The following is a 17,854-nucleotide window of genomic DNA, read 5'->3' as shown; positions in this document are numbered from 1 at the left end:
GGATTCTTATCGGCCCCCAACCCCTCCATCCGGGGCAGATCGGGGACACTCGGTCACATAGCGGCCACTTCGAGTGGCACGATGCGTGTGTTGCGGCGCATCCGTGGGGGGTGCCGCTCCGGTCGAGGGGACGGTAAGTACATGAGCACAGCCAGTGCCGAGCAGCGGCCCGGAGGTGTGGCGCCCGCCGCCCGTACGGGAAACGCCGGGGAGCGCCGGGCGCCCATGCAGCGCACGGACAGCCCGTCGCCCGCGGACCTGCCCGGACCCGACCTGTCCGCGCTGCTGCTGACCGAGCTGCGCGCGCTGCGCCGGGACGCGCAGCGGGACGAGGCCGATCTCAGCTACGTACGGCGGCTGCTCCAGGGCCGGATCGACATCCTGCGGGCGGAGCTCGCCCGGCGCGGCGGACGGATCCCCGAAGGGGTCGTGAACCGGCTCCCCGAGATCCTCAGGGACGCGCCCGCCCGCAACCGTTCCTCGGCCCGCCATGTGACGGTCGGCACACCGCACGGCGAGGAGTACCGGCGGCTGGCGGCCGAGATGCTCGCCGAGGTAGAGCTGTCGGACCTTCAGGCGCGTACGGACGAGGAGTTGGGCGCGGGCATGGGCCGACTCGTGCGGTATGAGCGGCAGGTCTCCCGGCGGCGGCAGCAGTTGCAGCGCACGGCGGACGACTGCAGCGCCGAAATCGCACGCAGGTACCGTGAGGGGGAAGCACAAGTAGACGACCTGCTCATGTGACGCGGAGGCCCCGGCGAACCCGGGGCCCCGAGTGTGCACGGCGGCCCCGGGACCCCGGCGGCCGCCTGCGACGCCGTGCCGGGTGGACCCCGCGGGCGGCACCGGGGCGGGTCCTCCCGTCCAGAAGGCCACCGCCCATGACGACGTCCGTACAGACCCTCCCGTCCGCTCCGTCCTCCGTGTCCCCGGTGCTCGCCGAAGTGGTGCGGTCCGGGTTCGTCGAGGGGCGGCACCGCGGAAGCCTGGTGCTGCTGGCAGCCGACGGTTCCGTGGAGTTCGCGCTCGGGGACGTGAAGGCCCCGGTCTTCCCGCGCTCCTCCAACAAGCCGATGCAGGCCGCCGGCATTCTGCGGGCGGGCCTCGACCTGACCGGGGAACGGCTCGCGATCGCTGCCGCCAGCCACTCGGGCGAGGCGTTCCACCTGGACCTGGTGCGCACGATGCTCACCGAGCACGGTCTGACCGATGAGCGGCTGCAGTGCCCGCCGGATCTGCCGCTCGACCCCGCGGAGGCGGAGGCGTTTCTGGCCTCCGGCGCCGTCCGCGAGCGGGTCGCCATGAACTGTTCCGGCAAGCACACCGCGATGCTGGCGGCCTGCGCGCTGCGCGGTTGGCCGCTGGACTCGTACCTCGATCCCGCGCACCCGTTGCAGCAGCTGATCCACTCGGTGGTGGAGGAGGCGGCCGGGGAGTCCGTGGCGGCGGTCGGTACGGACGGCTGCGGGGCGCCGCTGATGGCGATCAGCCTCGTCGGCCTGGCTCACGCCTTCCGCTCCTTCGTCCTGGCGGCGCCCGGCACGCCGGAACGCCGCGTGGCGGACGCGATGCGCGCCCACCCGGAGTACGTGGCGGGCACGCGCCGTCCCGACACCTGGCTGATGCGCGAGATTCCCGGCGCCCTGTCGAAGATGGGCGCGGAGGCGGTCCAGGCGGTGGCCCTCCCGAACGGCCGGGCCCTGGCCTTCAAGGTGGACGACGGCGCCACGCGGGCACTGGGTCCGGTCCTGGCCCGCGCTCTGAACCTGATGGGCATCGACGCCCCGGTGGTGGACCGCATAGGCAAGGCACCGCTGCTGGGCGGGGGTCGTGAGGTCGGGGAGATACGAGCGGTGTTCTAGGCCGTTCGATGATGCGGCCGTGGCCTCGTTCTTGAGCGAAGGGCCTTGAGAGGACGGCGTGCGCTGCCGCTGGCCGGCCCGTCCACCCGGCCGTGCCGCCCCTCGTCCTCGGCCGGTCCGTCGGACGGCGGTCCTGGGCGGACGGGGCCTCCTGGGCGGACAGGGGCGCCAGTGCGGCAGGGGGCTCCTGGGCGACCGGGCCCTTCTGGTCCGGGGCCCGGCGCGCGCTCACAGGAGGCCAGGCGGCCGAGGCTCGCGGGGTGTCCGGGGCGGCGCCCGGGATGGCGGCCGCGAGGGCGGGGGGCGGCACCGACCTGCTCCGCGCGCGGGAAATCCGCGCGACACCCTGCTGACCGTCCCCCTAGCGTGTTCCCATGAGCCGCAGCGAGGACATCGACGTACGCTCGATCACCGAACCCGAGATCCGGGACTGGAGCCGCGCCCTCAGCACCGGCTTCCTCCAGCCCCCGCACCCCTCGGACCACGACGTCGCCGACTTCGGCACGTACATCATCCCGTCCCGCACCCTCGGCGCCTTCGACGACGGCCGCTGTGTGGCCACCTTCCGCTCCTTCCCGCAGGAGCTCACCGCCGTCGGGGGCACGCCCGTACCCGCCGACGCCATCACCAACGTCTCCGTCACCGCCACCCACCGCCGCCGCGGCATCCTCAGCCGCATGATGGCGCGGGACCTCGCCGCAGCGAAGGAGCGCGGTGACGTGGTCGCCACGCTCATCGCCGCCGAGTACCCCATCTACGGCCGCTACGGCTTCGGCCCGGCCACCCACACCGTGGAGTGGACCGTGGACGTCCCGCGCACCGGCCTCGACCGCCACCGCCCCGCCCCGGACGACGGCGGCCGTATCGACCTCGTGGACGGCTCCGACGTACGCAAGCTCGGCCCCGAGCTCCATGAGCGCCTCCGCCGCAGCCGGCCCGGCGTGGTCAACCGCGACGAGCGCTGGTGGCAGAAGCACACGGGCGTGATCCGCCTGGACGCCCGGCCTTGGACCGAGCCGTTCTACGCCGTTCACCGCTCCGCGTCCGGCGAGGTCGACGGCCTCGCCACGTATGTGTGCGACGACCACTGGGGCGACGACAAGAGGCCTCTGAACACGGCGAAGGTCAGAAGCCTGATCACCACCGGCCCGGCCGCCGAGCGTGCCCTGTGGCACTACCTCTGCTCGATCGACTGGGTCACCGCGGTCAAGTCGGGGTACCGGGCCCCGGACGATCTGCTGCCGCACCTCCTGCCGGACCCGCGCGCCGCGCGTCTCACCACGTACGCGGACTGGTTGTGGGTGCGGATACTCGACGTCGCAAGGGCGCTGGAGGCACGCACGTACGACGCCCGGGGCACGCTCGTCCTGGAGGTCGTCGACGAGACGGGGCTGGCCTCGGGCCGCTACCTGCTGGAGGCGGGACCGGACGGTGCGACCTGCGTGCCGACCGACCGGGAGCCCCATCTGGCCCTGCCTGTGGGCGAGTTGGCGACGCTGTGGCTGGGCGACGAGTCCGCGGTCCGGCTCGCGGCGCTCGGGCGCGTGCGGGAACAGCAAAAGGGCGCCGCCCTTGTCGCCGACGCCCTGCTGCGTACATCCAGGCGACCGTGGTGCCCGGACATCTTCTGAGCCCTTGCGGGCCCTTCGGTGGCACTCCTTCCGTGCGGGTGGTGGCATTCCTTGCTGTGCATCCGTAGCGATTCAGTTGTGGTTGTGAGGGTGCGGGCGATGGCGACCGACCGAGCTCCCGGCTCCCCTCCGGAAGGGAGTCCGATCAGTCGTCTTGCCGGCTTGAGCGCCTGGCGTTCCCGTCCCGGGAACGTGACCAACCTCCCGAAAGTAGGACCATGTCTTGCAAGGCTGCTCAAGCTTGCTCAACTCGCCGAAGTTGGCGACCAACTTCAACTGAGTTATCTCCAGCTGGAGTCGTCTCATAACCACCTATCGTTGAACTGCCCAAAGATGGCGTGAAGTTGTAATGTTTCGCCGTGGAGCCGGAAGGTGCCGCCGTCAACGGGCGGGAGAGGTCACAACGGCCACAGCGGTCACACCACGACGTGGCCGACGAGCTGCGCAGCCGGATCAGGTCCGGAGCGCTGCGGCCGGGCCAGCGCATGCCCACGCAGGCCAAGCTGGCGGACGAGTTCGGCGTGGAACGGGGAGCGGTGCGCCAAGCGCTGCGCATCCTGCAGTCGGAGCATCTGCTCACCAATGTGTCCAAGGGCAGCCCGGCCACCGTCGCACGGTTCGTGGGCGGGGTGCCTTCCGGCCTAGAGGCGACGCCGCAGCCCACGATGGTGGCGCTCGCCCCACGGATATACGCCGCCTTCGCGGCTCCGCACGTGGAGATAGACGCCCTGTGCCTGACGTCGGTGTCGCTGACGCTCGCGATGAGCGAGCCGTTGCGTGCGATTCACGCGGGGCGCATCAAACCGGCCAAAGTCGATGTGCGGGTTCTGCTGCCGAGCGGCCGGATCGAGTTGGCGTTCCCCGCGCCGGTGGAGGACACGGACGACGGCCGGCTGCGCCGGCGCTGGCTGGCCCAACGCAACGCACAGGGCCAGGTACTCAGACACAACCTGCTGACACTGCGCAGCACGCACGGCATCGATGTACACGTGTCCTTCCGTGCGCTGCCCTTCACTCCGCCCGTGAAGCTGTACCTGCTCAACGGGGCGGAGGCGCTGTTCGCCTACTACACGGTGACCCGCCGCGGCGCAGAGATCGACCACAAGTACCTGGAGATGTACGACGCGGAGGGCACCCAGTCCATGTTGTTCCCCTTCGCGCAGGGGACGGGCCTACGGGACACGACCTTCGTGGAGCAGTCGCACCTGTGGTTCAACGCACTGTGGGAGACCATCAGTTCGGAGCTGGAGTTCGAAAGCTAGCCGCCCCCTTGTTCACAGGGCGGGTTGTTCACAGGGCGGGCTGGGTGACCGTCAGGGCGAGGACCACGGCCCCGACGGAGCTGCAGGTGGGGCTCTTCGCCTTGACGCCGACGGTGAGCAGCAGCAGGCCGATCATGCCCATCGTGCCGTACTTCCACTGGACGAACTGGTCGAAGCAGACGACGAAGAGGGCGGAGAGGAGTGCTAGGGCGGGCACGGCGGCACCTCTTTCCTGAAGTTCGGATCTCCCAGATCCGGCGGACGGGGCAGCGGGGGAACGAGCCGTGTGCATGGGATGACTACCTGCGGTTGATGGGCGAGAGGAGGCAAATCTTCCGCCAACTCGGTAGAGTTGGCAGCCAACTTCATTGAAGTTATCCCCAGTTGGTATCTATGTATAAACAATCATCAGACAACTCCACATAGATGGACGTGGGTTGTAGCGTTTGGTCGTGACCCAGGAGAACGTCGCAGTGAACGGCAGCAGAAGACTCTCGCCGCAGGAGATCGCCGACACGTTGCGGGACCGCATCCGTGCCGGCGACCTGAAGACGGGCGACCGCCTGCCCACCCAGGCCGAGCTGGCCGAGGAGTTCGGAGTGGAGCGGGGCACTGTCCGCCAGGCCCTGCGCGCCCTCCAGGAGGACGGCCTGCTCAGCAATGTCACCAAGGGCAGCCCGCCCAGGGTCGCGGAACCGCAGCCGGTCAGGGACGAACCCCAGCCGACAATGGTGGCCCTGGCGCCGCGGCTGACGGAGGCGTTCGCGGTGCCGCACGTCCGTATAGACGCGGCCTGTCTGACCGCGGAGACGCTGATGCTGGCGCTAGGCGAACCGGTCCGCCTGATCCACGAGGGCCGTATCCGCCCCCAGTCGATCGACGTGCGGATCCTCCTGCCCTCCCGGGACATCAACCTGGCGTTCCCGATCTCGGTCAAGAGCGCCGGCGACGAGGACCCGGTCCACCGCCGCTGGCTCGAGCAGCGCAACGCCCAGGGCCACGTCCTGCGTCACAACCTCCAGGTCCTGCGCACATCGCACAAGATCGACGTCCATGTGGCGTTCCGGGCGCTCCCCTTCACACCACCGGTGAAGCTGTACCTCCTCAACGGGTCGGAGGCCCTGATCGCGTACTACATGCTCACCAAGCGCGAGGAGGAGGTGGAGAGCCAGACCCTGGAGATGTACGACACCTGGGGCACCACGTCCCTCCTGTTCTCCTTCGAGCGCAGGACGAGCCAGCGGGACGCGGCCTTCGTCGACCAATCCCAGAAGTGGTTCGACGCCCTCTGGGAAACCATCACGACGGACCTGACACTCTCCTAGTGACTCCTGACACGACGCAGACTGATCCGGTGACAGAACTGACGGAACAACTCCTCGAACTGATCACCAGCGCACGCTTCGTCCTCTTCGACTTCGACGGGCCGATCTGCCGGCTGTTCGCGGGCTACTCGGCGTCGGAGATCGCACGGGAACTCGTGGAGCGACTGGAGGCGCAGGGGCTCCTGAGGCTGCTGACCGAGGAGGAGAAGGAGGACCCCGACCCGCAGGCGGTTCTGCACGCGGTGGATCAGCGGCACCGGGGGAGCGACCTGGTGGCCGACCTGGAGGAGATGCTCACCCAGCGGGAACTGAGGGCCGTCCCCAGCGCGCAGCCCACCCCGTACGCCGACCCGCTGATACGCACCTGGACCGCGCTCGGCGCCCGGCTCGCCGTCACCACCAACAACTCCGCGCGCACGGTCTCCGCGTACCTGACGCATCGCGGACTCGCCGAGTGCTTCACCCCGCACATCTACGGCCGCACCCACGAACTCCACCAGCAGAAGCCGGACCCGTACCACCTGAACCGGGCCCTACAGGCGATGGGAGCGGCCCCCGGGGCCACCCTGATGATCGGGGACACCCCGTCCGACTTCCAGGCCGCTGAACAGGCGGGCGTGCCCTTCCTCGGCTATGCGCGCAACGAGGACAAGGAGAAGCTCCTCAGCGACGCGGGCGCCGAGGTGATCGTGCGCTCGCTCGAATCGGTGCTACGGGTCCTGCGCGCACAGGCCTGATCCGCCGCCGCGCTCTCGCGCGATTGGACTGGTTGACTGGGTGGGTGGCCGGGCGATCCTCAGGCCTGCGACATCAGGAGAACGAAGAGCACGGCGCCGGCAGACAGACATGCCGTGTTCCGGGCCCGCGCTCCGACGCCGATGAAGAAGAGACAGAGGGCTCCCCACACGCCGTATCGCGAGACAAAGACCTGGTGGAGCTCTATGAGCAGTACGCGGTAGAGCAGTTCAAGGACGACCATGACTCCCCCGGGTGGCTTCTGGTGCAGAGAAGCGATCAACCTTCGGTCCTATTGGACTGGTTGACTTAATCTGGTCATCCCCTTGAAGGTTGATCGGTTAACTGGCGGGCCGGTTGGGATGCTTATTTGACTGAAACTGGTTTGCTTGTCAGTCGGGAGCGGTACGGTCGGCGTGTGGGTGGCGAGCGCATCGGTGACGAGGGCGGCGGCAGGGAGTTCGAGCGGGTCTCGAACGAACTGCGGTCCCGCATCGTCGTCGGCCGCTACGCACCCCGCTCGCTGCTGCCGACCCAGCGTGAGCTCGCCGACCAGTTCGGCGTCTCGCGCGACACCGTGCAGCGAGCGCTGGCGAAGCTGAGGGACGAAGGCCTCATCGAGTCCCGGCAGGGCAGCGGGTCCCGTGTGGTCTCCACGGGCGAGCAGCAGCCGGGGCCGGCGGGTGAGCCCCGTCCGGACGCGACGGCGCCCGCTCGGCGGTCGCACAGCACGGTCTCATCGCGGATCTCCGAGGCGTTCCAGCAACCCGAGGTGACGCTCGACGTCTTCACGCTGACGTCCGAGTCCCTGGACTCGAGCATCACCTTGCAGGGAGAACGGATCCGGACCGGGGAGATCGCACCGCAGCGCATAGCCCTGCGCATGCTGATTCCCGCCGGGGACCTTCCTCTGCCCTATCTGCGGGCCCTTGCGGACCCGAAGGACGTACGCCCCCTGGAGCGCCTGCGGAAGATCGCGCACGACAGCACGACGTCGCTGCGGAGGAAGCTCGAGGAACTACGAGCTCAGGGCCACGTCCCGCAGGTCGACGTGAGCATCCGGTACGTCGCCATCCCGCCGCCCTTCAAGCTCTATCTCCTGAACGGCCGTGAGGCGCTGTTCGGCATGTACGAGGTGATCCAGCGGCCCATCGTGCTGCCGACGATGGAGGAGATAGACGCGATCGACGTCGATGGACTCGGGGCCCGTCTGCTGCACTTCGAGAAGAGCGAGGACCCGGACTTCTACGGGACGGCGTTCGTGGACCGCATGCAGTCCTGGTTCGACTCGGTTTGGGGCCTCATCGCCATCGATGCGCAGGGATGACCCGGTGACTGCGCCGCGGCCTCGCGGAGAAGTTCTGCCGCTGCGCCGATGAGCGGGGCGTAGGAGCTGATCACACCCTCCGGCCGAAAGGCGTCCAATTCCCGGGCGCGCGACTCCGTTTGCGCGTAACCGAGGAAGAGCACTCCCGCCTCGCGCGCCGCCAAGAGGTCGGTCACCTGGTCGCCGATCAGCAGCACCGCGTCCGATTCCACCGCGGGAAGGCGCCGCAGGGCACGCAGGACCGGATCGGGATGCGGCTTCATGCGGCGCGGATCCCTGGGGTCCCGGCCGCAGATGCCGTCGAACTTCGGCTCGAGGCCGGTTCGCTCCAGAAAGGCCCGCACCACCCCCGGTGCGTTGTTGGTCACGACCAGCAGCCGTTTCCCGAGGGCATGCAGTGCGTCCACCACGAAGTGCGCGCCGTCGGCGACCCTGGCGGACGCCACCGCCGCGTATTCGTGCTTCTTGACGATGGTGTCGGCCCAGACCGGCGGCCCGCCGAGCGCGCTCTGCCCGTACCGGTCCAACATCCCCGCGAGCTCGCGGAGCATGCCGTGCGAGTCGGTGCACGCCTCGGCCCCGGCGTCCAGCAGGCCCCATTCCTGCCGGGCCCTTACCTTGACCTCGTCGGCGATGGACGTGGTCGACCGCCCCCGGAAGAGGTCGCACAGGGGGCCGTCGAAGTCGAACAGCACGGCACGCACACGGTTCAGAAGCCCTTTCAGGGTCTCCTGGTCGGTGAGTACGTCGTGCGTGCCTCCACTGGTGATCACCTCGTCAGTGTCGACGACCGTGCCATTCGGCGGGAGCAGGCGCGCGCGGCGTTCGGAGGTGCCACGACCGGGAGCGACCACCGTGCCGGGCCACACGGTTGGCCTATGCCAGGTCGTTCGTTCCGCCACGGGGGCGACCGACACGTTGCAAGAATCCTTTCTGGCACCATGCTCATCCGCGGGGGAGTACCGTGCATCACTTCCGCACCACGGGTGCGCTTTCAGGCCAGGGAACGAACGATGTCAGCCGAACGTGTCTCTTTCGCCGCGCGGGATCGCGCCACCGAGATGAGCGCTGATCCGGGCGCGGTCGAAGGGCCGCTCGCGGGTTATCACCACGAGACCTATGTGATCCCCCTGCCCGCCGCGATCACCGGGTCCTACTCCATACGGGGCAAGTGCCGGGAGCCGCGCAGTAACCTGCTCTGGTTCGACCGCCGGTGCTTCGCCTCGGAGGAAACGCTGCTGCTCGCTCTGCAGGGCCGTATCTCGGGCATCCCCGAACTCATCGAAGTCGCCGACGGAGTGCGCCTGCAGAGGTTCATCGAAGGGGAGACGCTCGGGACGCGGTACGCATCCGGCACGGAGGTTCCCGATGGCATCACGGCCCAGATCCTGCGCCTGTTCCGCCAGATGGCCAAGGTGACGCCGACGTCGCTGGAGGTCGAGCGCGAGTGCAGGCCCGAGGACCGGCCTGCCGACGGGGACACCGAGGGGTTCCTGGAGCGCCTCATCTGTTTCGCCGAAGAGCGCGTGTACCGGGACAATCTGACCAGGTTCCCGGATCTGTTCGCCTCGCTGGGGCTCGACGGATCGTCCTTCGACCGGCTCAGAGAGCGTGTCGCCGGCCTGAGCGAGCGGCCCTTCTGCCTGCTGCACGCCGATTTGCACCGGGAGAACTTCATCGTCGACGACCTGGGCGGGCTGTGGGCCATCGACTGGGAACTGGCGATGTTCGGTGACCCTCTCTACGACCTGGCCACTCATCTGTATCTGATGCGCTATCCGAAGGCGCAGCACGACCTGATGGCCAAGCGGTGGTGCGAGGCGATGGAAGAGGAGAGAGAGGGAAGCACGAACGGCTGGGAAGAGGATCTCCCCAGACTGCTCGACTTCAAGCGGGCCCAGTCCGTGTTCACCGACGTCATCCGCGCCACCCAGCTCCTGGACTCCTGGCCGGAGGCCGGCGAGCCCGTCCTGGAGGAGGAGGCCCACAAGGTGCACCAGGTGCTGACCGCCGCCGAGAAGCCCCTCGGTCTCGCCCACGTGCCGGACCTGGACCGTGTCACATCGTCGCTCGCCCCGTGGGCGACGAAAGGGCGTACAGCCCGGGAAGCAATGGATCCGGCTTTCCGGGAGCAGGGCCACCCAGTAGCGCTCTGACGGGTGCGCGTCCGGTTCGAACCACTTACCCGAAGACCTCCTTCGGGTGATTGTCCTTCGGGGTTCACACCCTTCTCATGTACGTCGAGGAGGGTGCGCTTGTGTCTTCCGGGTGCCCGTGTCGGCGCCGATCCGTGGGGTACGCGAGGCCTGTCACCGGTTCGTTCATCACTCGTCCGCGTGGTGGCGCCACGGCGTGTCGCTGTCCAGGCGAGGGTGTGATGTACGTCGACCGTGCGACACCGCGCGTGGCGCAGCGCACTTTTGCAAGCAGGTGCTTGCAATTGTTAGCGCCGGTGCGGCATGGTGGGTACATGGCATCGCTCAACGTCGGCAATCTCGGTGAGTACCTGCGCGAACAGCGGCGCAATGCGCAGCTGTCGCTCAGGCAGCTCGCCGACGCCGCCGGGGTGTCCAATCCGTATCTGAGCCAGATCGAACGCGGGCTGCGCAAGCCGAGCGCGGAGGTGCTGCAGCAGGTCGCCAAGGCGCTGCGGATCTCCGCCGAGACGCTGTACGTGCGGGCCGGCATTCTCGACGCCGAGCGGGACCGGGACGAGGTGGAGACACGTGCCGTCATCCTCGCCGATCCCACACTCAACGAGCGGCAGAAGCAGGTGCTTCTCCAGATCTACGAGTCCTTCCGCAAGGAGAACGGCTTCGAGACGGCCCGGGCGGACACGTCCGGCGAGGACGGCCCGCAGGCCCAGGACACGGATGCAGCCCAGGACACCGCAGAGCCCGACCCCCATACGGCCGGCGACGGCGATGCCGGTCCGCTGCAGACCGCAGGCTGACCCGGAGATCGGATGACCGGGACGAGCGGAAAGCACCCAGCGGACCACCCAAAACCCTCAGCCGAAAGCCGAAGCGGGAGATCCATTTCCATGGCCATCACCAACGACCTGCGCAAGACTCTCAGTGACCCGACCCCGCTCTACTTCGCCGCGGGCACCGCGGACCTGGCCCTCCAGCAGGCCAGGAAGGTGCCCGCTCTGGTCGAGCAGCTGCGCACGGAGGCCCCTGCCCGAATCGAGGCCGTGCGCAACACCGACCGGAAGGTGGTCCAGGACAGGGCCACGGCCTTCTCCAAGGAGGCCGGTGCCCGCGTCAAGGAGACCCAGACGACCATCCAGACGAAGGTCGGCCAGTTCCTCAACGGCCTGGACTCGGACATCAAGAAGTTCGGCAACAACCTCGACGCCGACCTGAAGAAGCTCGGCGAGACCGCCCAGGACTTCGCCCTGCGCGGCGTCGGCGTGGCCGCTGAGTACGCGGTCAAGGCCCGTGAGACCTACGAGAAGGTCGCCGAGCACGGCGAGCAGGCCGTGAAGACCTGGCGCGGCGAGGCGGCCGACGAGATCGAGGACCTGGCCGTCGCCGTCGAGGGCAAGCCCGAGCCCGTCGTGGTCAAGGACGAGCCCAAGCCGGCGGAGGCCGAGGCCAAGGCCGAGCCCACCGCCCTCAAGAAGCCGGTGGCGAAGAAGGCCCCGGCCCCCGCCAAGAAGCCCGTGGCGAAGAAGACCACGCCGCCGGCCAAGTAAGCACCGCGTGTCGGACGACATGCGACGGGCCGGGCACTCCTGGAGTGTCCGGCCCGTTCTCATTGATACACGGCCGCAGGACATGGGTACGGTGGCCATACAAAGGACTCGACCCGGGTGGTGGGCATTGTGCTGATGACGGCATTCGGCGGCGTTCTGTCGCTGCTTTATCTCGCCATGCTGGTGCTCGCCGTGGTGGCACTGGTGATGGCGGTGCTGTACCGGGATGACGCCTACCGGGCGGCCAACAAGCAGAACAAGGGCTTCTGGCTGATCATCCTGGGTATCGCGGTCGCGGTGAACCTGTTGGTGCCGATGCTCTTCCTGCAGCTCGCGGGCCTGGTCGCCTCGATCGTCTTCTTCGTGGACGTGCGGCCCGCCCTCAGGCAGGTCTCGGGCGGCGGCTGGGGCCGTCGCCGCCGCGGAAGCAGCAGCGACGGGCCCTACGGTCCGTACAACGGCGGACGGTGACCGACCGGGCGCGGCACATGCGCCTGCGGCCCACGGCCGCGGCAGGACGGCGGGCGGTGCGGGCCGGACCGCGGCTGTCGTGCCGCGGCCGGGTTATGGCGTGTCTTCGTCCTGCGGCGCGGGCGTGCCCTTGCCCTACGGCGCGCGGCTGAGCAGGACGACGGCCACGTCGTCCGCGAGCTCCCCGCCGTTGAGGTCGCGGACCTCGTTGACCGTCGCGCGCAGCAGGTCCTCGCCGCCCAGGCCCTCGGCCAGCCGGCGACGGACCAGTTCCACCATGCCCTCCAGGCCGAGGCGCTCCCCGCCCTCGCCGACCCGGCCCTCGATCAGTCCGTCGGTGTAGAGCATCAGACTCCAGGCGGGGCCGAGCTCCACCTGCATACGCGGCCAGCGGGCGCGCGGCAGCAGACCCAGCGCCGGGCCGTTGTTGTTGTACGGCAACAGTTCGGCCTGCCGGTCCGGGCGGGCGATCAGCGGAGACGGGTGACCGGCCAGGCACAGTCCGGCGCGGCGACCGTCGGGTGCGATGTCCACCGTGCACAGCGTCGCGAAGATCTCCTCGTTGTCGCGCTCGTGTTCCAGGACCTGCTGGAGCGTGGAGAGCAGCTCGTCGCCGCACAGACCCGCCAGCGTCAGCGCGCGCCAGGCGATACGCAGCTCCACGCCGAGCGCCGCCTCGTCCGGGCCGTGCCCGCAGACATCGCCGATCATGGCGTGCACCGTGCCGTCCGGCGTACGGACCGTGTCGTAGAAGTCACCGCCGAGCAGTGCCCGGGAACGGCCAGGGCGGTAGCGGGCCGCGAAGCGCAGCGAGGAGCCGTCCAGCAGCGGGTTGGGCAGCAGGCCGCGCTCCAGACGGGCGTTCTCCTGGGCCCGCAGCCTGGACTCGGTCAGCCGCCGCTCGGCCGTCTCGGAGCGCTTCCGCTCGACCGCGTAGCGGATCGCGCGGCTCAGCAGCCGCCCGTCCAGTTCGTCGCGGAACAGATAGTCCTGCGCACCGACACGCACCGCGTCGGCACCGCGCTCGGCGTCGCAGGACGCGGTGAGGGCGAGGACGGCATGGCGGGGCGCGAGCTGCAGCACATGCCGCAGCACGGCCAGCTCGTCGTCCTCCGCGGCCGCCCGGCCGGGAGCGGGCAGCGCGAGGTCCAGCAGGATGCACTGGACGTCATGGGTGAGCAGCCGCTCGGCCTCGGTGAGGTTGCGGGCGGTGCGCAGCCGTATGGGGCGGCCTGCCGAATCGAGCATCTCGGGCACGATCGGCGGGCCCGTTGGGTCGTCCTCGATCACCAGCAGGGTGAGCGTGTCGGACGGGGCCTTGCCACGGGGGGCCTGGCCCTGTGCGGCCTGGATCCCGGGCCGGGACTCGGCTTGAGCCTGACCACTCTCCGCGGCCGGCATCGCCCTCGGCCGCGGTACGGGTACGGGCATCGTGTCGGTTCCTTCCCTCCCCCCGAGGGCATGGTGGGGCGAGGGACCTCGACCCACCGACCGGGACCATAGCGGTAGCAGAGGGCGCAACGGAATGCCTTGGTGAGGGGTGCAAGGCAACCGGCCAGCGTCATATGCCGCATCCCCTACCGCAGTTGGACACGGCGCGCCCTGGACGGAGATGACGAATGTCACGTGGGGCCTGGGTTTGGGGGTCGCGTGGAGTGCGCGCGGTCACGTGGGGCGCGTCACGTGGGGCACGCCACTCGGCCGTTCGCTGAGGGGTAGAGCCCGTCCTCCCATGAGCCCGACGGGTGATCAACAGGCTCACGGGGGACGGCCCTACGCGTCCGGTCGTACGACCCCCAGAATCGGCATCGAGCCCGCGCCTGCGATCGTCACCGTCCGGCCCGGCCGGGGAGCGTGGATGATCGCGCCGTCGCCGACGTACATCGCCACATGGCTGGCGTCGTGGAAGTAGATGATCAGATCGCCGGGGCGCATGTCCTTGACGTCGACGTGCTGGAGATGTTTCCACTGCTCCTGCGAGGTGCGCGGAATGACCGTTCCGGCCGCGGCCCAGGCCTGGGAGGTCAGTCCCGAGCAGTCGTACGACTTCGGGCCCTCGGCTCCCCATACATAGGGCTTGCCGAGCTGATCGGCGGCGAACTTCACGGCCTTCCGGCCTTCCCCGGAGGCTTTGCCGCGGAGTTCCTTGAGTATCCCGGAGTCGAGCCAGGCCGTCTGCGCCTTGAGCGCGGCCTCGTCCTCGAGCTCCTGCAGCCGCTTCTGTTCCTGCTTCTTCAGCTGCGACTCGAGCTTCTCCGCCGCGGCGATCTGCTTCTCGATCTTCTTCTTGGCCTTGGCCTTGGCCTCGCGGTTGGCGTCGAGTTCCTGCCACCGATCGGCGGCGTCGCGCGCGTACTGCTCCAAGTCGTGCTGGGTACGCGTCATCTCGGCGAGCAGACCCTCGGTCGCGTGCTCGCCCTGGAGGACGGTGCCGGCGCCGTCGAGGAACTGCTGCGGGTTGTCGCTCAGCCAGAGCCGGACACCCGGCGGCAGGCCGCCTCCGCGGTACTGCGCGCGGGCCGCGGCTCCCGCGCGGTCCTTCAGATCGGCCAGCTTCTCCTGACCCTTGACGATCTCCTGGGCCAACCGGACGATCTGCGCCGACTGGTTCTTGGTTCTCTCCTGGGCCGCGTTGTACGCGTCGGTGGCCACCGCTGCGTCGTGGTACAGGTCGTCCAGCTTCTTGCGGACGGCTTCGAGGTCCTTGCCGGCAACGCGAGTTGAACCGCTGGACGGTGTGGGTGCCGGGGTCGGCCGGCCGGGGGTGGCAAAAGCCCCTCCTGGTGTGCCCAGCACGGTGACCGCACAGACCAGAGCGATGGCCACCGTGGTCAGGGTCCGCTTCCCGGATCCCATACTTCTTCCTCACATCTGATTTACCGTCAGTAACTTACGGTCGCCCGGGGGGATCGTGGCACGTCGGCGCGCAAAGTGACAGAGGGCGGGGCCAGGCCGCACAAAAACTCCCTCCCCTGCCGCACTTCGTACGACGATCACTCTCCCCCGTGCGCGCCCTCTTGCGGCGATCTCCCCGCGAATGTGACGAACGACTCAGGGAGATCGTTCCCTGCAGGTGGGACCGGGTTCAGCGGCGTGGCGCCAATGCTCCCCAGGCCACGGTGACTTCACCCTGGCGCCAGCGCGCCGGGCCGTCCGTGACCGGCCAGTCCGCCGTCAGCCGGCGGACAGTGCGTATCCAGCGCTGGCGCGCGCCGTACGAGGCGTAGGGCGCTGCGGCGGCCCAGGCGCGGTCGAAGTCGCGCAGGAAGTCGTGCACCGGCTCGCCCGGGACATTGCGGTGGATGAGCGCCTTGGGGAGCCGTTCCGCCAGATCGGACGGACGCTCCAGGGACCCGAGCCGGGTGGCGAAGGTCACCGTGCGCGGACCCTCGGGGCCCAGGGCCACCCATACGTGGCGGCGGCCGATCTCGTCGCACGTGCCCTCGACGAGCAGCCCGCCGCGCGAACCGGACGCCGGGTCCGCGGGGGCGAGCCGGGCACGCAGTCGCTCCCAGACCGCGGCGACCTCGCCCTCCTCGTACTGCCGAAGGACGTTCGCGGCACGGATGAGGGACGGGCGGCCCGCCACGGGCACCTCGAAGCCGCCGTGCCGGAAGACCAGGCCCTCACGGGTGTAGGGCTGCGCGGCCGCGACCCGGGCCGGTTCGATCTCGACGCCGACCACACGGGTGAGCGGTGCTGCCGTGCGCAGCCGCTGCAGCAGCTCCACCGCGGTCCAGGGTGCGGCCCCGTACCCGAGGTCGACGGCCACGGGGTGTGCCGTACGGCGAAGCTCCGCACCGTGGACCGCGGCGATCCAGCGGTCCATCCGGCGCAGGCGGTTCGGATTGGTGGTCCCGCGCGTCACCGTACCCACGGGGCGGGACGCGGCGCGGGTTGACATGCGTACGAGAGTAAGCGGCCGGCCAGGGGGCGGGACCAGCCTGTGGACAGCCGACCGCACCGGCCTGTGGACAACCGATCGGCGGGGAAGACGCCTCCGTGCGCCGTCCGTCCCGCGGCGCGCCGCACGCCGAACGGCGTCGAACGGTTGAGCGATAATGGGTAATGATTCGGCAAAGCTGCCGGGGAGGGAAATGGACTGCTTTCCTCCGGCGTTCGGATCACTTGAGAGGCCTTCTGCACTCTCCCATCCGACATGCCCGCGACAAGGAGGAACGCCACGTGAGCCAGTACGTGAGCAGGCTCGGGCGTCGCTCCCCGGCTGCCTCGCGGCTGCGGCTGCCGCACCGCAGGCCGCGTCGTGTCGCCATGCTGTCCGTGCACACCTCCCCGCTCCACCAGCCCGGCACGGGCGACGCCGGCGGCATGAACGTGTACATCGTGGAGCTGGCGCAGCGTCTCGCGGAGATCAACGTCGAGGTGGAGATCTTCACCCGGGCCACCACGGCCGCTCTTCCGCCCGCCGTGGAGCTCGCCCCCGGTGTCCTCGTCCGGCACGTGGACGCCGGACCGTACGAAGGGCTGGCCAAGGAGGACCTCCCCGCACAGCTGTGCGCCTTCACCCACGGTGTGATGCAGGCCTGGGCCGGTCACCGCCCTGGTTACTACGACCTCGTGCACTCCCACTACTGGCTCTCCGGCCATGTCGGCTGGCTCGCGGCCCAGCGCTGGGGCGTCCCTCTGGTGCACGCCATGCACACCATGGCCAAGGTCAAGAACGCCTCTCTCGCCGCAGGCGACACCCCCGAGCCCGCTGCCCGTGTCATCGGCGAGACCCAGATCGTGGGCGCCGCCGACCGGCTCATCGCCAACACCGCCGAAGAGGCCGGCGAGTTGGTACGGCACTACGCGGCGAACCCGGGCAAGGTCGCCGTCGTCCATCCGGGTGTGAACCTGGACCGCTTCCGGCCCGCCGACGGCCGTGCCGCCGCCCGGGCCCGGCTCGGGCTGCCGCAGGACGCGCTGATCCCCCTGTTCGCGGGGCGTATCCAGCCCCTCAAGGCCCCCGACGTGCTGCTGCGCGCCGTCGCCGTCCTGCTCGACGAGCGCCCGGAGTTGCGGTCCCGCATCGTCGTGCCCGTGGTCGGCGGTCCCAGCGGCAGCGGCCTCGCCAAACCGGAGGGTCTGCAGAAACTCGCCGCCCGGCTGGGTGTCGCCGACGTCGTGCGCTTCCGCCCGCCCGTCGAGCAGGACCAGCTCGCGGACTGGTTCCGCGCCGCTTCCGTGCTGGTCATGCCGTCGTACAGCGAGTCCTTCGGGCTCGTCGCCATCGAGGCACAGGCGGCCGGTACTCCGGTGCTGGCGGCCGCGGTCGGCGGGCTGCCCGTGGCGGTGAAGCACGGGCAGACGGGCGTCCTCGTCGACGGCCACGATCCCGCTGCCTACGCGCGCGTACTGCGCGACTTCGCCGACGACCCGGGGCTGTGCGGCCGCATGGGCAGGGCCGCGGCGCGGCACGCCGAGTCTTTCGGCTGGGACACGGCCGCCTCGGCGACGGCCGGGGTGTACACGGCGGCCATGCAGGCGCACCGGCGCCGGGCGCGCGCGTACGGCGCCTGAGAGCCGTCGCGTACGCTG

Annotated in this window: 18 protein-coding genes; 12 read left to right on the top strand and 6 right to left on the bottom strand. The window is 69.7% G+C overall.

All coding sequences use genetic code 11. From position 1 onward, the window contains the following. Positions 1-141: 141 nt before the first annotated feature. The 4 genes from ACWDA7_RS11950 to ACWDA7_RS11935 all read left to right on the top strand — a co-directional run bounded on the left by ACWDA7_RS11950 (position 142) and on the right by ACWDA7_RS11935 (position 4,755). Entirely contained in the window at positions 142-744 is a 603-nt protein-coding gene (locus ACWDA7_RS11950) for an RsiG family protein (protein ID WP_450603989.1), read from the top strand. A 137-nt stretch (positions 745-881) separates the two neighbouring features. Next, positions 882-1,862 carry an asparaginase gene (locus ACWDA7_RS11945; protein ID WP_450603988.1) on the top strand — a complete coding sequence of 327 codons (981 nt, stop codon included), beginning with the start codon at positions 882-884 and terminating at the stop codon, positions 1,860-1,862. Positions 1,863-2,236: 374 nt separating this feature from the next. Beyond that, on the top strand, positions 2,237-3,493 hold the full coding sequence (locus ACWDA7_RS11940; protein WP_450603987.1) for a GNAT family N-acetyltransferase: 1,257 nt from the start codon (positions 2,237-2,239) through the stop codon (positions 3,491-3,493). Positions 3,494-3,852: 359 nt separating this feature from the next. Then, a complete protein-coding gene (locus tag ACWDA7_RS11935) occupies positions 3,853-4,755 on the top strand; it encodes a winged helix-turn-helix domain-containing protein (protein ID WP_450603986.1) in 903 nt (300 codons plus the stop codon). 28 nt (positions 4,756-4,783) lie between these two features. Here the strand turns inward: ACWDA7_RS11935 and ACWDA7_RS11930 are convergent, their stop codons facing one another. Further along, positions 4,784-4,972, bottom strand: a complete 189-nt coding sequence (locus ACWDA7_RS11930; RefSeq protein WP_450603985.1) for a hypothetical protein — start codon at positions 4,970-4,972, stop codon at positions 4,784-4,786. A 229-nt stretch (positions 4,973-5,201) separates the two neighbouring features. Here ACWDA7_RS11930 and ACWDA7_RS11925 point away from each other — a divergent pair, with 229 nt between their 5' ends. Both ACWDA7_RS11925 and ACWDA7_RS11920 read left to right on the top strand, forming a co-directional pair. Then, the gene (locus tag ACWDA7_RS11925) at positions 5,202-6,080 is read left to right on the top strand and encodes a GntR family transcriptional regulator (RefSeq protein WP_450603984.1); all 879 of its coding nucleotides are present in this window, start codon (positions 5,202-5,204) and stop codon (positions 6,078-6,080) included. Continuing rightward, positions 6,029-6,817 (top strand): HAD family hydrolase, encoded by a 789-nt coding sequence (locus ACWDA7_RS11920; protein WP_450603983.1) that lies wholly within the window; start codon positions 6,029-6,031, stop codon positions 6,815-6,817. The genes ACWDA7_RS11925 and ACWDA7_RS11920 overlap by 52 nt, the downstream gene beginning before the upstream one ends. 59 nt (positions 6,818-6,876) lie before the next feature. Here ACWDA7_RS11920 and ACWDA7_RS11915 read toward each other — a convergent pair whose 3' ends face one another. Continuing rightward, entirely contained in the window at positions 6,877-7,098 is a 222-nt protein-coding gene (locus ACWDA7_RS11915; protein WP_450603982.1) for a hypothetical protein, read from the bottom strand. A gap of 135 nt (positions 7,099-7,233) precedes the next feature. On the opposite strand from ACWDA7_RS11915, the gene ACWDA7_RS11910 reads away from it, so the two are divergent. Further along, positions 7,234-8,142, top strand: coding sequence for a winged helix-turn-helix domain-containing protein (locus tag ACWDA7_RS11910; protein ID WP_450603981.1), 909 nt, complete (start codon positions 7,234-7,236; stop codon positions 8,140-8,142). Here ACWDA7_RS11910 and ACWDA7_RS11905 read toward each other — a convergent pair. Next, complete coding sequence (locus ACWDA7_RS11905) at positions 8,061-8,915, bottom strand: HAD family hydrolase (protein WP_450603980.1); 855 nt, start codon at positions 8,913-8,915, stop codon at positions 8,061-8,063. The two genes, ACWDA7_RS11910 and ACWDA7_RS11905, sit on opposite strands and share 82 nt — an antisense overlap. A 240-nt stretch (positions 8,916-9,155) precedes the next feature. On the opposite strand from ACWDA7_RS11905, the gene ACWDA7_RS11900 reads away from it, so the two are divergent. The 4 genes from ACWDA7_RS11900 to ACWDA7_RS11885 all read left to right on the top strand — a co-directional run bounded on the left by ACWDA7_RS11900 (position 9,156) and on the right by ACWDA7_RS11885 (position 12,313). Next, positions 9,156-10,298 carry a phosphotransferase gene (locus ACWDA7_RS11900; RefSeq protein ID WP_450603979.1) on the top strand — a complete coding sequence of 381 codons (1,143 nt, stop codon included), beginning with the start codon at positions 9,156-9,158 and terminating at the stop codon, positions 10,296-10,298. A gap of 314 nt (positions 10,299-10,612) precedes the next feature. After that, complete coding sequence (locus ACWDA7_RS11895) at positions 10,613-11,095, top strand: helix-turn-helix domain-containing protein (protein WP_361825412.1); 483 nt, start codon at positions 10,613-10,615, stop codon at positions 11,093-11,095. A 90-nt stretch (positions 11,096-11,185) separates the two neighbouring features. After that, complete coding sequence (locus ACWDA7_RS11890; protein WP_450603978.1) at positions 11,186-11,842, top strand: hypothetical protein; 657 nt, start codon at positions 11,186-11,188, stop codon at positions 11,840-11,842. A 135-nt stretch (positions 11,843-11,977) separates the two neighbouring features. Next, the gene (locus ACWDA7_RS11885) at positions 11,978-12,313 is read left to right on the top strand and encodes a DUF2516 family protein (RefSeq protein ID WP_450604032.1); all 336 of its coding nucleotides are present in this window, start codon (positions 11,978-11,980) and stop codon (positions 12,311-12,313) included. A gap of 135 nt (positions 12,314-12,448) precedes the next feature. Here the strand turns inward: ACWDA7_RS11885 and ACWDA7_RS11880 are convergent, their stop codons facing one another. From ACWDA7_RS11880 to ACWDA7_RS11870, 3 genes are all read right to left on the bottom strand, one after another. Continuing rightward, complete coding sequence (locus ACWDA7_RS11880) at positions 12,449-13,744, bottom strand: PP2C family protein-serine/threonine phosphatase (RefSeq protein ID WP_361825410.1); 1,296 nt, start codon at positions 13,742-13,744, stop codon at positions 12,449-12,451. A gap of 342 nt (positions 13,745-14,086) precedes the next feature. Then, positions 14,087-15,169: an NlpC/P60 family protein gene (locus ACWDA7_RS11875; RefSeq protein WP_450603976.1), complete on the bottom strand. Its 1,083-nt coding sequence runs from the start codon at positions 15,167-15,169 to the stop codon at positions 14,087-14,089. Positions 15,170-15,398: 229 nt separating this feature from the next. Then, positions 15,399-16,217 carry a class I SAM-dependent methyltransferase gene (locus tag ACWDA7_RS11870; protein ID WP_450603975.1) on the bottom strand — a complete coding sequence of 273 codons (819 nt, stop codon included), beginning with the start codon at positions 16,215-16,217 and terminating at the stop codon, positions 15,399-15,401. 281 nt (positions 16,218-16,498) lie between these two features. Here ACWDA7_RS11870 and mshA point away from each other — a divergent pair, with 281 nt between their 5' ends. Then, complete coding sequence (mshA, locus tag ACWDA7_RS11865) at positions 16,499-17,836, top strand: D-inositol-3-phosphate glycosyltransferase (protein WP_432929546.1); 1,338 nt, start codon at positions 16,499-16,501, stop codon at positions 17,834-17,836. The last annotated feature ends 18 nt before the right edge of the window (positions 17,837-17,854 follow it).

It is taken from the genome of Streptomyces sp. NPDC001156, from assembly GCF_053598275.1.
This window is presented reverse-complemented; position numbering and strand designations above follow the sequence as displayed.

Coding starts and splice junctions, on each gene's coding strand:
- ACWDA7_RS11950 (WP_450603989.1), top strand. CDS start 142: ATGAGCACAGCCAGTGCCGAGCAGCGGCCCGGAGGTGTGGCGCCCGCC.
- ACWDA7_RS11945 (WP_450603988.1), top strand. CDS start 882: ATGACGACGTCCGTACAGACCCTCCCGTCCGCTCCGTCCTCCGTGTCC.
- ACWDA7_RS11940 (WP_450603987.1), top strand. CDS start 2,237: ATGAGCCGCAGCGAGGACATCGACGTACGCTCGATCACCGAACCCGAG.
- ACWDA7_RS11900 (WP_450603979.1), top strand. CDS start 9,156: ATGTCAGCCGAACGTGTCTCTTTCGCCGCGCGGGATCGCGCCACCGAG.
- ACWDA7_RS11895 (WP_361825412.1), top strand. CDS start 10,613: ATGGCATCGCTCAACGTCGGCAATCTCGGTGAGTACCTGCGCGAACAG.
- ACWDA7_RS11890 (WP_450603978.1), top strand. CDS start 11,186: ATGGCCATCACCAACGACCTGCGCAAGACTCTCAGTGACCCGACCCCG.
- ACWDA7_RS11885 (WP_450604032.1), top strand. CDS start 11,978: ATGACGGCATTCGGCGGCGTTCTGTCGCTGCTTTATCTCGCCATGCTG.
- ACWDA7_RS11880 (WP_361825410.1), bottom strand. CDS start 13,744: ATGCCCGTACCCGTACCGCGGCCGAGGGCGATGCCGGCCGCGGAGAGT.
- ACWDA7_RS11875 (WP_450603976.1), bottom strand. CDS start 15,169: ATGGGATCCGGGAAGCGGACCCTGACCACGGTGGCCATCGCTCTGGTC.
- ACWDA7_RS11870 (WP_450603975.1), bottom strand. CDS start 16,217: ATGTCAACCCGCGCCGCGTCCCGCCCCGTGGGTACGGTGACGCGCGGG.